The organism is Lysinibacillus sp. NPDC098008 (genome assembly GCF_044760715.1).
GTDB lineage: Bacteria > Bacillota > Bacilli > Bacillales_A > Planococcaceae > Lysinibacillus.
The window spans coordinates 16,112-28,932 of sequence record NZ_JBIWBA010000032.1; the positions used below are offsets into that span (position 1 = coordinate 16,112).

9 protein-coding genes are annotated in these 12,821 nt (G+C 37.3%); 5 read left to right on the top strand and 4 right to left on the bottom strand.

Annotated features, from left to right (window positions below; translation table 11 throughout):
* Window positions 1-116 precede the first annotated feature (116 nt).
* The gene (locus ACIQVU_RS18615; RefSeq protein ID WP_402896709.1) at window positions 117-1,250 is read right to left on the bottom strand and encodes a Fic family protein; all 1,134 of its coding nucleotides are present in this window, start codon (window positions 1,248-1,250) and stop codon (window positions 117-119) included.
* A 277-nt stretch (window positions 1,251-1,527) separates the two neighbouring features.
* Here ACIQVU_RS18615 and ACIQVU_RS18620 point away from each other — a divergent pair, with 277 nt between their 5' ends.
* The 5 genes from ACIQVU_RS18620 to ACIQVU_RS18640 are packed head-to-tail and all read left to right on the top strand — an operon-like array spanning window position 1,528 to window position 8,696.
* A complete protein-coding gene (locus ACIQVU_RS18620; RefSeq protein WP_402896711.1) occupies window positions 1,528-3,021 on the top strand; it encodes a type I restriction-modification system subunit M in 1,494 nt (497 codons plus the stop codon).
* Window positions 3,021-4,298, top strand: coding sequence for a restriction endonuclease subunit S (locus tag ACIQVU_RS18625; RefSeq protein WP_402896713.1), 1,278 nt, complete (start codon window positions 3,021-3,023; stop codon window positions 4,296-4,298). Before ACIQVU_RS18620 ends, ACIQVU_RS18625 begins: the two co-directional genes overlap by 1 nt.
* A 22-nt stretch (window positions 4,299-4,320) precedes the next feature.
* On the top strand, window positions 4,321-4,773 hold the full coding sequence (locus tag ACIQVU_RS18630) for a hypothetical protein (RefSeq protein ID WP_402896715.1): 453 nt from the start codon (window positions 4,321-4,323) through the stop codon (window positions 4,771-4,773).
* A 24-nt stretch (window positions 4,774-4,797) separates the two neighbouring features.
* Complete coding sequence (locus ACIQVU_RS18635; protein ID WP_402896717.1) at window positions 4,798-7,725, top strand: type I restriction endonuclease subunit R; 2,928 nt, start codon at window positions 4,798-4,800, stop codon at window positions 7,723-7,725.
* Window positions 7,726-7,742: 17 nt separating this feature from the next.
* Window positions 7,743-8,696, top strand: a complete 954-nt coding sequence (locus ACIQVU_RS18640; RefSeq protein ID WP_402896719.1) for a hypothetical protein — start codon at window positions 7,743-7,745, stop codon at window positions 8,694-8,696.
* A gap of 72 nt (window positions 8,697-8,768) precedes the next feature.
* On the opposite strand, the gene ACIQVU_RS18645 is transcribed toward ACIQVU_RS18640, so the two are convergent.
* From ACIQVU_RS18645 to ACIQVU_RS18655, 3 genes are all read right to left on the bottom strand, one after another.
* Window positions 8,769-9,494 carry a M48 family metallopeptidase gene (locus ACIQVU_RS18645; RefSeq protein WP_402896720.1) on the bottom strand — a complete coding sequence of 242 codons (726 nt, stop codon included), beginning with the start codon at window positions 9,492-9,494 and terminating at the stop codon, window positions 8,769-8,771.
* Between the two features lie 803 nt (window positions 9,495-10,297).
* The gene (locus ACIQVU_RS18650; protein ID WP_402896721.1) at window positions 10,298-12,310 is read right to left on the bottom strand and encodes a DEAD/DEAH box helicase; all 2,013 of its coding nucleotides are present in this window, start codon (window positions 12,308-12,310) and stop codon (window positions 10,298-10,300) included.
* A 215-nt stretch (window positions 12,311-12,525) separates the two neighbouring features.
* Window positions 12,526-12,821: helix-turn-helix domain-containing protein (locus ACIQVU_RS18655; protein ID WP_402896723.1), on the bottom strand; the 296-nt coding region annotated here is incomplete at its 5' end.

A 12,821-nucleotide genomic window follows, 5' to 3' on the forward strand; every position in this document is an offset into this window, starting at 1 on the left:
ATCGGTCAATGAATGGACGTTTTTGTGATGTAAATTGGCAAAGATAAGAGGTTTTGTACTGCTGAATGTTATAAAACGAACATCCAATAATTTTTATGGATGCCCGTTTTATAGGTTTAGCTATTGATTAAATCAAGTACATCATAGTTGAAATATTCAACATTGCGCTTTTGCGATTTGTCTTTAAAAAGCAGCCCTTTTTCGTCTAAGAAGTTAAGCGCATTTCTAGCAGTTGTCGGAGCTAAATTAAATTGCTTTGCAGCTTGAATAGCAGTTAAGTTCGGATGTCTGAACGACAGAATATAAATTTGCTTCTGAATATGTGTGTCGCACTTCAACATGCCTTCTTTAGCCATCAATTCAGCTTTATCTAGAAGGGTATTTAGCTTATCAGCCATACGTTGAGAAGCATCTAAGAAGAACGATAGCCAATTATACCAATTAGGGTTATCTCCTCTTGTGCCGTTTAATAAATGATAATATCTAGCTCTTTGTTTCTCTAGTTCCTCACTTACGAAGAATATAGGACTAGAGATTTGTTTTGATTGCATCATGTAAAGTGCGATGAGGATTCGCCCTAAACGTCCATTACCATCTAAAAATGGATGGATGGATTCGAATTGAGCATGAAGAATTGCAACTTTGAGTAACGGATGGGCATGTTCATCAATAATAAATCCACCATCAGATAAATGAGCTGTACTCATTTTTTCGCCATAAGGATGCAGATTCGCATATGTTTCCCAGTTATCCAGATAATCCTCTATTTCGTTTGCCGCGATTGGAATATATACGGCATCTTCAATTTTTTTTGTAGGTCCAATCCAGTTTTGAATCTTTCTGAACTCGCCTTTTGCTATATTAGTACCTCGCGCTGCTCCATCCATAAGAATGGAATGAAGTTCTAAAATGAGCCTTGTTGAAACCGGATAGCCGTTTTGAATTCGTTCTTGCCCCATTGTTAATGCTTTTTGGTAGTTTAATACCTCTAAATGCTCCCACTTTTGCTCGGATTTATGAATTTGTTCGACCATATCAGTAAATGTAACTTGTGTACCTTCAATCCTTGTAGACTGAACAGATTCTTTTAATGCGAGAGTGTTGATTAAATCACTCTTTAATATAGAACGCTTAAATTTCTCATCTAGACGTCCAATTTCAGAAGATATATTTGCCAACTTCATTAACAGTGATGTAGCTTGATTAGGCTCAATACTTATAGGTAGTTTTTTAATACCTTGAATCGCCATTATAATACCTCCTTAAGATAAAAAATAAAAAAATTGAACTTAATATTAAGATTATACAGCTTTTAGATTAAAAATATACATTATTTTGGCTTTATTTCATACAATAAAGCCTTCTAAAATTCAAATGGATTATTAAAATGTTCTTAAGCAAACAATGAAATAAATTATAATAATGTATAAGTGTACAGTCACTTTAGAATGTCATATCAACAAATGGCAAATATATGGTACTGTTGCATTATGAAATGGAATAATTTTTCTATTGGAGGAAGTTCAAATGACACAACTAACACTACAAGAACTAGAATCACATCTCTGGAAGTCAGCCGACATTTTACGTGGCTCGGTGGATTCTGGGGATTTTAAAAATTACATATTCGGTTTGCTTTTCTTAAAGCGTTTAAATGACGTGTTTGAGGAGCATCGTGCGGCGATTATGGCAGAGCATGGTGAGGAAATTGGGGCGTTGTTAGTAGACGACCAAGACCAATATCAGTTTTACGTACCAGAAGCTGCGCGTTGGACGGTGATTCGTTCACAGGCTGAAAATATCGGTTCAGCGATTAACGTGGCATTTGAGGCGCTTGAGAATGAAAACAAGACGCTTGAAGGAGTTTTAACACCAATCGACTTCAACCGTAAAGAAGTATTAACAGATGGTGTGCTACAACGTCTTTTACAGCACTTTGAATTATTAGATTTACGTAACGAAAGCCTTTCAGAGCCAGATATGCTAGGACGCGCTTACGAGTACCTGATTAAGATGTTCGCCGATGATGCAGGTAAAAAAGGTGGCGAGTTCTATACGCCGTCAAAAGTGGTAGAGCTTATCGTGAAACTCATTAAGCCAGAGGAAGGGATGCGCGTGTACGACCCTACGTGTGGTTCGGGCGGGATGCTAATTCAATCAGTGGATTACGTGAAATCGACAGGTGGCAATCCACAATCGCTTTCGCTTTTCGGACAGGAAAAGAACTTAAATACGTGGTCGATTGCGAAAATGAACTTATTACTACACGACTTACCTGACCATACGATTGTCAAAGGTGATACGATTCGTACACCGAAGTTAGTAGAAGATGGCGAGATTATGCTGTTTGACCGCGTAATCGCTAACCCACCGTTTTCTCTTAAGGAATGGGGACGTGAAGAAGCAGAAAATGATGCTTACGGTCGTTTCCAATACGGCATCCCACCGAAAAATGCGGGTGACTTTGCGTTTATTCAGCACATGATTGCGTCACTAAAGGCGAACGGTAAAGCAGGTGTTGTTATGCCGCATGGTGTGCTATTCCGTGGTGGTGCAGAGGGGAAAATTCGTCAAGGCTTATTAGAGTCGGATTTATTTGAGGCTGTTATCGGCTTACCATCGAACCTATTTTACGGCACAGGCATTCCAGCAAGTGTCCTTATTTTCAATCGTGATAAAGACGAAAAGCGTAAAGGCAACGTCCTATTCATCGCAGCAGAAGGTGAGTACCAAGAAGGGAAAAACCAAAATACGTTACGTGATGAGGATGTTGCAAAAATTGTCGCAACGTATGATTCATATGAGGACATTGAAAAATACGCGCGAGTTGTGTCATTAGAAGAAATCAAAAATAACGACTACAACTTAAATATCACACGCTATATTGATAAGTCGGAGGAAGAAGAACAAGTCGATATTGCAGCAGTTCTACAAGACTTACAAGCAATCGAAGCAAAACGTAACGACACGAAAACGAAGTTAAATGAATACTTACGTGAGCTTGGGGTAGGTGAAATTTAATGAGTGAAGTACGTGAAGGGTATAAGATGACGGAGCTTGGGGAGATACCGAGTGAGTGGGAAGTTAAAACTACTGGTGAATTATTTGAAAATGTCTCTAAAAAGGGGTTTGAAACATTACCAGTTCTCTCTGTTACACAAGATAACGGTGTCGTTTATAGAGATGACCTAGATATAAATATCAAATACGATAAAAAATCATTAAAAACATACAAATTAATTGAATCGGGACAATTTGTAATTAGCTTAAGGTCTTTTCAAGGAGGGATAGAATATTCAAAAATAACAGGGATTTCAAGTCCTGCTTACACTATTCTTCAACCACTTGAGGGAGTAGATACAGATTATTTTAGACACTTATTTAAATCATTTTGGTTTATTGATAAATTGAAAGGTTCTATTGTAGGCATTAGAGATGGTAAGCAAATTAGTTATAATGACTTTAAAGTGATTAAACTATTACTACCAACTTTGAAGGAACAACAAAAAATCGCCTCAATCCTTTCAACCGTAGACGAGCAAATTTATGAAACCGAGCAGTTGATTGTGAAAACAAAGGAATTGAAAAAAGGTTTAATGCAGCAATTGTTAACAAAAGGGATTGGGCATACGGAGTTTAAGCAGACAGAGCTTGGGGAGATACCTGCCGATTGGCAAGTTAAAAGTATAAAAGAAGTTTTTGCTTTAATTTCAGGTTATGCGTTTAAAAGTAAACTCTTTAAAAGTGAACCCGAGCAGGAAACATTACAAGTTATAAAAATGGGAAATGTAAAACAAGGAAAGCTAGATTTAACTAAAAATAAAGCTTTCATCTCAATAAATGATATTTTAGAGCCACAAAATAAATATAAGTTACAGAATGAAGATATTGTTATTTCATTAACTGGTACAGTTGGAAAAAGAGATTACGGCAACGTTGCATTTATTGAAAGAGATAATGTATTAGTTGTAAATCAGCGTGTAGGTTGTCTAAGAAAAGATAAAGAGAAAATTGACTCAAGATATTATTTCTACTTTTTACAAACAGAGCTGTTTCGAATGAGCTTTTTTGAAATAGGTGTTGGAGGAACAGGGAATCAATCTAATGTAAGTTTAGTTGATGTTGGTGAAGTTAAGATACCGTTTCCGAATTTAAAAGAACAACAAAAAATCGCCCAAATCCTCTCAACCGTAGATGAACAAATCGAAGTGTACGAAGAGGAAAAAGTAAAATACGAGGAACTAAAAAAAGGCTTAATGCAACAACTCCTAACAGGGCAAATTCGCGTGAAAATCTAATGCAAACACAAAGGGGATTTGTATGAATAATTTTCAAAGAGTTGGTTCTATTAGTAATGCACATATCGGACGTGATTTTGAGGAAGCAGCACACGTCTATTTTACGGCACAGGGCTATCAAATTATTAAGGATATGGCGTTACCGATTGGGCTGGAACGTAAGAAAAATCATCGCTTCGATTTAGGTACGCCTGCGGATGCAGAGGACAAAATCATTATCGAATGTAAATCGCATCGTTGGACTTCGGGCGATAATGTACCGAGTGCGAAGCTAACCGTCTGGAACGAGGCGATGTATTACTTTCATTTAGCACCACCAGAGTACCGTAAAATCTTTTTCATTTTGCGCGATTATAGCAATAAACGTAATGAAACATTAGGTGAATATTATATCCGTACATATGGGCATCTCATTCCGAGTGATGTAGAAATCATGGAATATGATGAGGAACTTCAAACGGTTCGTGTGCTGTGACGGGTAAGTGGCAGGTGAATGTGGATGAATAAATTAGAATATACCGAGGTGGAGCTGCCTTTCATTGAGCAGTTAAAAGGTTATGGTTACGTACATAAAACAGGACCAGAGCTTGATAGTGAACGTTCATCAAAGGCGGCAATTGTATTGGAGAAACGCTTTGCACAGGCAATTCGTCAGCTCAATCCTTGGATAGATGATAGTAACGTTGAAAAAGTCGTGAAGCAGTTTGTATCGCTGCAAGCCGAGGATACGTGGCACGCCAACAAAACGATATTTGAATGGCTATTTGGGCAAGGTATTTCGGTCATGCAAGATATAGGTAACGGCAAGAAAAATCAAACGGTCGTGCTATTTGATTTTGATGTGCCAGACAATAATGAATTTATGGTCGTCAATCAGCTATCAATTGAAAATGCGAACGGAACGATTCGACCGGATATTGTACTGTACATAAACGGTTTACCGCTTGTTTTGGTCGAATGTAAAAGTCCAAAAGTACAAGTGGATAAGCAGTTGCCAGAGGGTGTGCGTCAGTTTGAGCGCTATATGCAAACGAATGCGCGACTGTTTTGGTACAACCAAATTTTAATTGTGACAAGTCGTGACCGAGCGCGTGCAGGAACGGTGTTTGCGAAGGCACAGCACTACGGTTTATGGAAAGACCCATATCCGTTAACGATGGACGACGTTGGCTCGACACGCGCACAGGACGTTTTAATTGCGGGGATGCTACGTAAAGACGCATTACTCGATTTAATGCGAAACTTCATTGTATTCGATGGCAAGGTAAAAAAACTGGCACGCTATCAACAATATCGCGCCGTAAATAAAGCAATTGACCGTATTTTAACAGCCGACAAGCCAGCACTTCGAGGTGGTGTTGTTTGGCATACGCAAGGCTCAGGAAAATCGCTGACGATGGTATATTTAGCGATGAAGTTACGTCGTCAAACAAAGCTACAAAATCCGATGCTTGTCATTGTCACCGACCGACAAGACCTTGATGAACAAATAACGGGCACGTTCCAACAATCAGGCTTCCCGAACCCGACGCAAGCAAGCTCTGTAGCCGACTTAAAGCAGCAGCTTGCCAAAGGGGCAGGTAGTACGGTCATGACACTTATTCAAAAATTCCAAGGTGATGATGACAAGCAGTTCCCTATCATTTCGGAATCGGAAAATATTATCGTCATGACGGATGAATCACATCGTTCGCAGTACAAAGGCTTAGCGATGAATATGCGTAAGGCATTGCCGAATGCGACGTTTATTGGTTTTACGGGGACGCCGATTGAAAAGGATAAGCGCTCAACAACCGGTAAGTTTGGGGCTTATATTGATAAGTACACGATTGAACAAGCCGTTGAGGATGAGGCGACGGTGGCGATTTTTTATGAATCACGCCTGCCGAATTTACACGTAAAAGGTGAGTCGTTAGATGAGCTATTTGCACGCTCGTTCCATGAGTATGACGAGGATACACGTGAGAAAATTAAGCAAAAGTACGTGAATGATGAACTGTTATTAACTTCGCCAGACCGTATGCGCGAAATTGCGCTCGATATTGTGCGCCATTACGAAAGCAAAATTTTAGTGAATGGTTATAAGGCACAGGTCGTTGCAGTTTCTCGACACGCAGCGGTTGAGTATAAAAAGCTCATTGATGAGTTCGCTGCTGGTCAGTTTGAAACAGCAGTCATTTTCTCTGCTGGTCAAAATGATTCGGAGGAAATGCGTCAGTACCATATTTCAAAAGAGCAGGAAAAGAGCCTCATTGCGCGTTTTAAGAAACCGATGGATGAGGATAAGCTCGCAATGCTTATCGTGTGTGACAAGCTGCTAACAGGCTTTGACGCACCGATTGAACAGGTGATGTATTTAGACAAGCCTTTGAAAGAACATAACCTACTACAAGCGATTGCCCGCACGAATCGTAAGTATGATGATAACAAGACATACGGGTTAATTGTCGATTACTTTGGCGTATCGCGGTTCCTTGACCAAGCGCTTGAGATTTTCAGCGCAAATGATGTGCAAGGGGCGTTGAAGTCGATTGATGATGAATTGCCACGTCTAGAGCAGCGTCACAAAAAAGCGCTTCGTTATTTTGATGGCGTGAAGCCGAACGATTTAGAAGAAGCGATTTTACGCTTGGTCGATGAGGACGTTCGAGCAGACTTTGACATGGCGTATAAGCGCTTTGCACAAAGTATGGATAAAGTATTACCAAGTCCAAAAGCAGAGCGTTTTACGGGCGATTTAAAGCGTTTAGGCGCGATTCGTCAGTTGGCAAAGTCACGCTTCTCTGTGGATGATGGGATGGACATTTCAGAATGTGGTGAAAAGGTGCGCCGTCTTGTGCAGAACTATTTATTTACAGAAGGTATCGACGCCCGTGACCCTGTTTCCATTTTGGACGTATCGTTTAAGGAAGAACTCGAAAAGAACGTAAAGCCCGAAACGAAGGCAGCTCAAATGGAACACGCCATCAAAAAGGAAATCACCATTCGCTTAGATGAGGATAAAGTTTTTTATACATCTTTACGGGAAAAAGTCGAGCAGCTCATCGAAAAGTATAAAGAGCGTCAGATGACCATTTTTGAGCTGTTAGAGAAACTAGAAGAAGCGAAGGAAGCGATTGTGACCAAAGTTAGCGGGAAAACCCAAAGCGGCTTAACGAGCCTGCAAGAGCCTTATTATAACAAGTTGTTGGAAGTGCATGAAGAAAGTGCTGAATATAATTTGAAGCAAATTGCGGTGGACGTGCATCAGTTTATTGAGGATACAGTAGCGCCGATAAGTGATTGGTCGTCAAAGACGGATTTTAAGCGTAAATTAACGGCGGATTTAAAGGTGAAGCTGTTGAAAGAGAAAATGTCGATGAGTGATGCTTCGATGTTGACGGGGTATTTTATTGCGTTGGCGGAGAATCAGTATGGGAAGAAGTAAGCAAAGGGGAATTGGATATGAGGTTGAGAGAATTAAAAGAAAATATTGAGTCGATATGGAAAGAAGATGCCAAAATAGGAAAAAAAGAAATTAACTCTAACTTATATGAAGTTTCTAATATTACTTTAATAAATGAAAAATTATCTAATTTAGAAAAGTACGGTATTTTCAAAACAGATTTAGATGAACTGTCACAAAAAGTGCCAACATTATATAATTATAGAGGTGGTGCAATGAGAGTTAATCCGAATGAACTTGCAAAATATGAAAAGGTTATAAGCAATATAAACCTTAAGGTGGATGCTGTTTTAAAGGCAATTGAAGTAGCTATACCGCCGCAAGAGCCTAATTCTATCAGTATTAAATTACCGCCGTATCAAGGTTTAAAGAAAGTATCTAGATTTATAGGAGATATAGAAAAAATATTATCTCAAATATTACCTCCAGATTTAAATACAGAAGTTAAATTAAATAATTTTGATACAGGTTCTAACTGGATAGAAGTAATTGTAAACAATAAGGAGTCACTTGTTTTTATAGGTAGCTTTGTTGAAATAACAGTTTTATTTGCTAAAAAGTATGTTGTTTCTTTATTAAAAACAAAAAGTTCTTTAGATTCTTCTAGTAAGGTAGAACAAGAAAAACGCGACGAAGTAAATAAGGTATTAGATACACTATTAAAGGAATATGCCTCGATTGAAGTAGAAAAATTAGTTTCGGATATGAATTTAACCGATGAACGTGTAGGGAACTTAATTGAATATAAAGAACGGGTATCGAAACAATTAATAGAATTAGCTAAATACATGTCAGAGGGGGCAGAGATTCATCCAGCATTAAACGCTCCAAAAGAAGTGAAAAAGGAATTCCCTGAAGTTCCTGAAATAAAATCTCTCTCAAATGAGGCAAAAACATTATTGTTAAATGATGTAATGGATAATGGAGAGGAAGAATTAAACGAAGAAGATTAGGAATAATATAACAAGACGTAATTAGTTGAAAAGTCATGTACTGAATTAAGTAAAAATCAGTACATGACTTTTTTAAATATATAGCGTTTTACCATTCACTCGCAACCATTCTTTCCGTTCTTCATAATCATCTACAAGCATCCCTAATGTATCCCAGAACGCCTTCGAATGGTCCATATATTTTAAATGTGCTAGTTCATGCGCAAGTACGTAATCAATAATTGAAACAGGGGCAAGTAAGATGCGCCAATTGATTAGAACTTGACCGCTTGCCGTACAACTTCCCCATCGTTGCTGCTGGTCCTTTATTTTTACAGCAGTTGGTTGTTGCTGCAATTTCAGCGTGAATCGATGAATACGGTTCCGAACGAAAGCCTCGCCTTTTTCCTTAATCCATTGCTCGTAAAGAGGTAATAGAACCTCGCGATGCTGTTCTTCTGCAATTTGTACAGGTAGCAGTGCAATGAATGTGCCTTGTTGAAATTTGAATGTTGCCTCCCGAATATCGTCATTTTTAAACACTTTCAATCGATACTGTCTGCCTAAGTATGGCAGCTTTTCGCCAGATAAGAAGGCACGAGTATGACTCTCATCAAGCATCTCGTTGAAATGAAACAGTTGAGCGCGAATCCAACTCGCCTTTTGATAAACAAGCTCCTCAATTTTATCTTCTGTTGTTTGTGCCGGTGCTGTAATCATTACACCATTTGCATCGACACTAATTGAAACTGTCTTGCGTCGTTCACTCCATTTGATTGTATAAGGGATAGTGTCTTGCCCAAATTGAATACTATACATAAAAAATCCCTCCTACAAAATATCTCTTACATTTTATCATGAATACGAAAATAAGATAAAAACAGACAATCGTGACAGAAGTGCTTGCTCCCGAACGGCGACTACGGTGAGTGTTCAAGATATGAACAAAATCCGTTTCTAATAAGTCGCTCGGAATTCGCTACGAATTATCTGGAAACGTGACATTTTTTTTAACTGTTGTTTAAATAAATACATAAAAATTTTGTCACGTTTCATTTAAAACTCACATTAAATGTGTCCGAAGGGAGTCATGTTCTGCTGTGGATACACTTATGCTTGTATGCTGCGATAAAACTGAAAAGGGATTTCAATGGCAACGTGTAATGGTCTATTTCAGCGCAGCATTTGTGTCCGAAAGTGGCACACGTTGTTTTGTGCCACACGTTGCATTTGTTGTTACCGAAGAAGTGCAACCTAACACGTTAAATGTGTCCAAATTGCGACTACTCTGTGCAACAAATACCTATATGTGATGTTTGTTTCCGACAAGGGTTATATTCTGCTGAGGATACACATTTACTTGTGAGCTGCGATAAAACTGAAAAGGGATTTCAATGGCAACGTGTAATGGTCTAGTCCAGCGCAGCTTTTGTTTCCGAAAATGGCACACGTTGTTTCGTGCCACATTTTCATTGAGTGTTACCGATAAATGATGTAAAACAAATTTCAATAGCAACGTGCTTCCCTGTGCATTATATAATGACAGAAGTGCTTGCTTCCGAACGGTTACAGTTGGAAAGCAACTAAAAAACGGTAGTATGTTTTCACTACCGTTTTGGAAATTATATGATTTTGGATGCTAACAAAAGTTCATGAATTTCTTTTTTATAGGAAGAATTGTTATGAATCATTGCACTTTGTACCAAAACTGTAATTTGAAGTTCATTTAAATCAAACTGTGTGGCAAGTGTACTCAGATTATGCAACTTTAAAGTAAATGTTCGCTTTGAATTTGTTCGGATTTCATGTTTATAGAAATAGATTCTTCTCATTTCGTTTGCCTTTAAAACAGCGTTATCGATATTAATTACAGCGAACTTGTACGCATCTTCTAGAAGTGATTTTAAATCTTTAGAAGAATAGTACTTACCGTCTATTACATCCTCGATTAGCTTTATATATTTAGTAGTGAAATTTTCTTTTTTTAGCTTCTTTAAAAGATTTATTTCTAAAAAGCCATTTAAAGCAGCTACTAACTGATTAACGCTTGTAGGTGTACTTTTTTGTACAATTTCTATTAGCAGTTCATATGTTGGCGTATATGGACACAGAGCTTTAATCATCTTTCTCTCTTTAGAAGTAAGATTTAATTTTTTAAGCTGTAAATTAATTCGACGACTCTCTTTTCGTAAAGCGTTAAAGTCTTCTAATCGGAACCGTTTGCATAGTGCCTCTTTGTGAATTTCTTTCTCGTCATTCAAATCATCGTTTTGTGAAGTTGTTAGCTCGAAATTTTCAACCAGCAAACTGTTTAAAGGGAATTGTTTTTTTAAAGCAGCTAAAAATGCGTGCCTATTTTTTTGGTAGTGCAATTCAAGTTGGCGATGAATTGTATAAAGAATTTCAAGTTCATCAATATTAATGATATCTTCATTAACTTCGAGGTAGGCATTTTTTTCGCATTGAGCAATTATGTCATTAGTGATTTTTTTGTAACCATTTGTATTCGTCAAATTATATTTGGACTTTAAGGCGCTTTGTTTTTGTTCTTCGAAAGCCTTTTTGTAGTTGTATAATCTCAAATTTGGTTTGATATCTGGTTTGTTAAAATCATCGGGATTTTCTGAGAAAATAGAAAATCTGTCATAAGGTTGACGAATGCGGTGGCTAATTTGCTCAATTACAAAAGGGTTAAAGAATTTAGAATATTGATGAGCTAGTACAACGACCTCAACCTTTTCGTTTTCGCGTTTATTAATACTAATACCTTCTGCTAAAAGAGATGTAGTTAAAATCACATCGTAATTTTCAGGAAGAAAAGAATTATTGATTATACTTTTATAACCCTCATTTTCTTTTGTAGAAGTTGAATCAATATTAATTGCAGATATACCATTTTCTCTCAATTTAGCAACAATTTGCTCGTTTATTCGCACCGATTGTAAATATAGCAGGATTTTATAACCTTCACTGACTCTTTTATCAATGTATTCGAGTAAACATTCTTTGAAAGAAAGTTCTTTCGAAAACGAAATAAAAGCAAATTCCTCGAATAACTTTTTGTTAGTGCGCTCTACTTCGATAACGTAATTAAAATCATCAACCAAAACTAGCTGTGGTGTTCCAGAAAGCCCGATTAAACTTTTAGCTTTCTTTTGAACTTTAAAAAGTTGCTTCATCGTTTGTTTGCGAAAATCCTCGTTATAATCTGTAATAAGACGATGGTATTCATCTATTATCAGATTATATCGTGTTTCTTTATCGAAAGATTTTAAGCTACTGATAAGATTTGTAGCTTGGTCATATGTGCAAATAAATACACGATAGCCTTGATTAATATGCTGTTCAATTAGTTCAGTTTTATTTTTAACTTTACCTGTTAATAATAGCGTTCCGTTAGGGTGGTCTTTAAAGACTTGCTCGCACAGATTGATTGTTGGCGCTGTAAATATGTAGAATTCCGATGTGTTTGGGTCTGCTAAATTTAATACAGCATTCATTAAGCTTGTAGTTTTACCAGAACCTGTTTGAGAGTTAATTAGTAAGTGCTGCTTACGCTTAATCCAACGTGTTGCTAATTGAGTTGTAATTTTACCATTTTGTAATTCTTTCATTGATACGAATTGTGTTTTCATTTTGTTTCCTCCAAATTAAATGTTGTTAATGGAGAGGATACAATATTTTTTCTGTTTAAAATCCAAAAATATGTCGTACCAATTTTTACCTGTATTGTGGTCTTTATAATGTTAAGCTGGAAGAGTGTAAGTAAAGTGCTTTATTATTAGCATCATATATTTGGGGTTCCATACAAAAAAGGACAAGTAGATTTCTCTACCTGTCCCGAGATAAACTATGAAATTGTTTTTACAGCTGCTTCAATCATTTTCTGCTTCTGCTCCAATGTTAACGGTTCTCCATGATGATATACCTCACTCATTAAGAAAAAATCTTTCCAATCCAATGGTTCTTCATAAGCCTTTTGCAATTTATCGTTTAAAAACAGCTTTGGGTCCGCTTGCAGCGCCTCGCAAAGTGCTAATAATACGTTTAACGTAATGTTAGGCTTAAGTCCATTTTCGATTTTTGAAATGTACGAAGCTGTAACGCCAGCTTTATCCGCTAATTCTCTCAATGATAAATTACGGT

What these genes read in the sequence shown, in the direction of transcription:
- ACIQVU_RS18625 (WP_402896713.1), top strand. Translation starts at nt 3,021, where the DNA reads ATGAGTGAAGTACGTGAAGGGTATAAGATGACGGAGCTTGGGGAGATA.
- ACIQVU_RS18615 (WP_402896709.1), bottom strand. Translation starts at nt 1,250, where the DNA reads ATGGCGATTCAAGGTATTAAAAAACTACCTATAAGTATTGAGCCTAAT.
- ACIQVU_RS18635 (WP_402896717.1), top strand. Translation starts at nt 4,798, where the DNA reads ATGAATAAATTAGAATATACCGAGGTGGAGCTGCCTTTCATTGAGCAG.
- ACIQVU_RS18640 (WP_402896719.1), top strand. Translation starts at nt 7,743, where the DNA reads ATGAGGTTGAGAGAATTAAAAGAAAATATTGAGTCGATATGGAAAGAA.
- ACIQVU_RS18620 (WP_402896711.1), top strand. Translation starts at nt 1,528, where the DNA reads ATGACACAACTAACACTACAAGAACTAGAATCACATCTCTGGAAGTCA.
- ACIQVU_RS18645 (WP_402896720.1), bottom strand. Translation starts at nt 9,494, where the DNA reads ATGTATAGTATTCAATTTGGGCAAGACACTATCCCTTATACAATCAAA.
- ACIQVU_RS18630 (WP_402896715.1), top strand. Translation starts at nt 4,321, where the DNA reads ATGAATAATTTTCAAAGAGTTGGTTCTATTAGTAATGCACATATCGGA.
- ACIQVU_RS18650 (WP_402896721.1), bottom strand. Translation starts at nt 12,310, where the DNA reads ATGAAAACACAATTCGTATCAATGAAAGAATTACAAAATGGTAAAATT.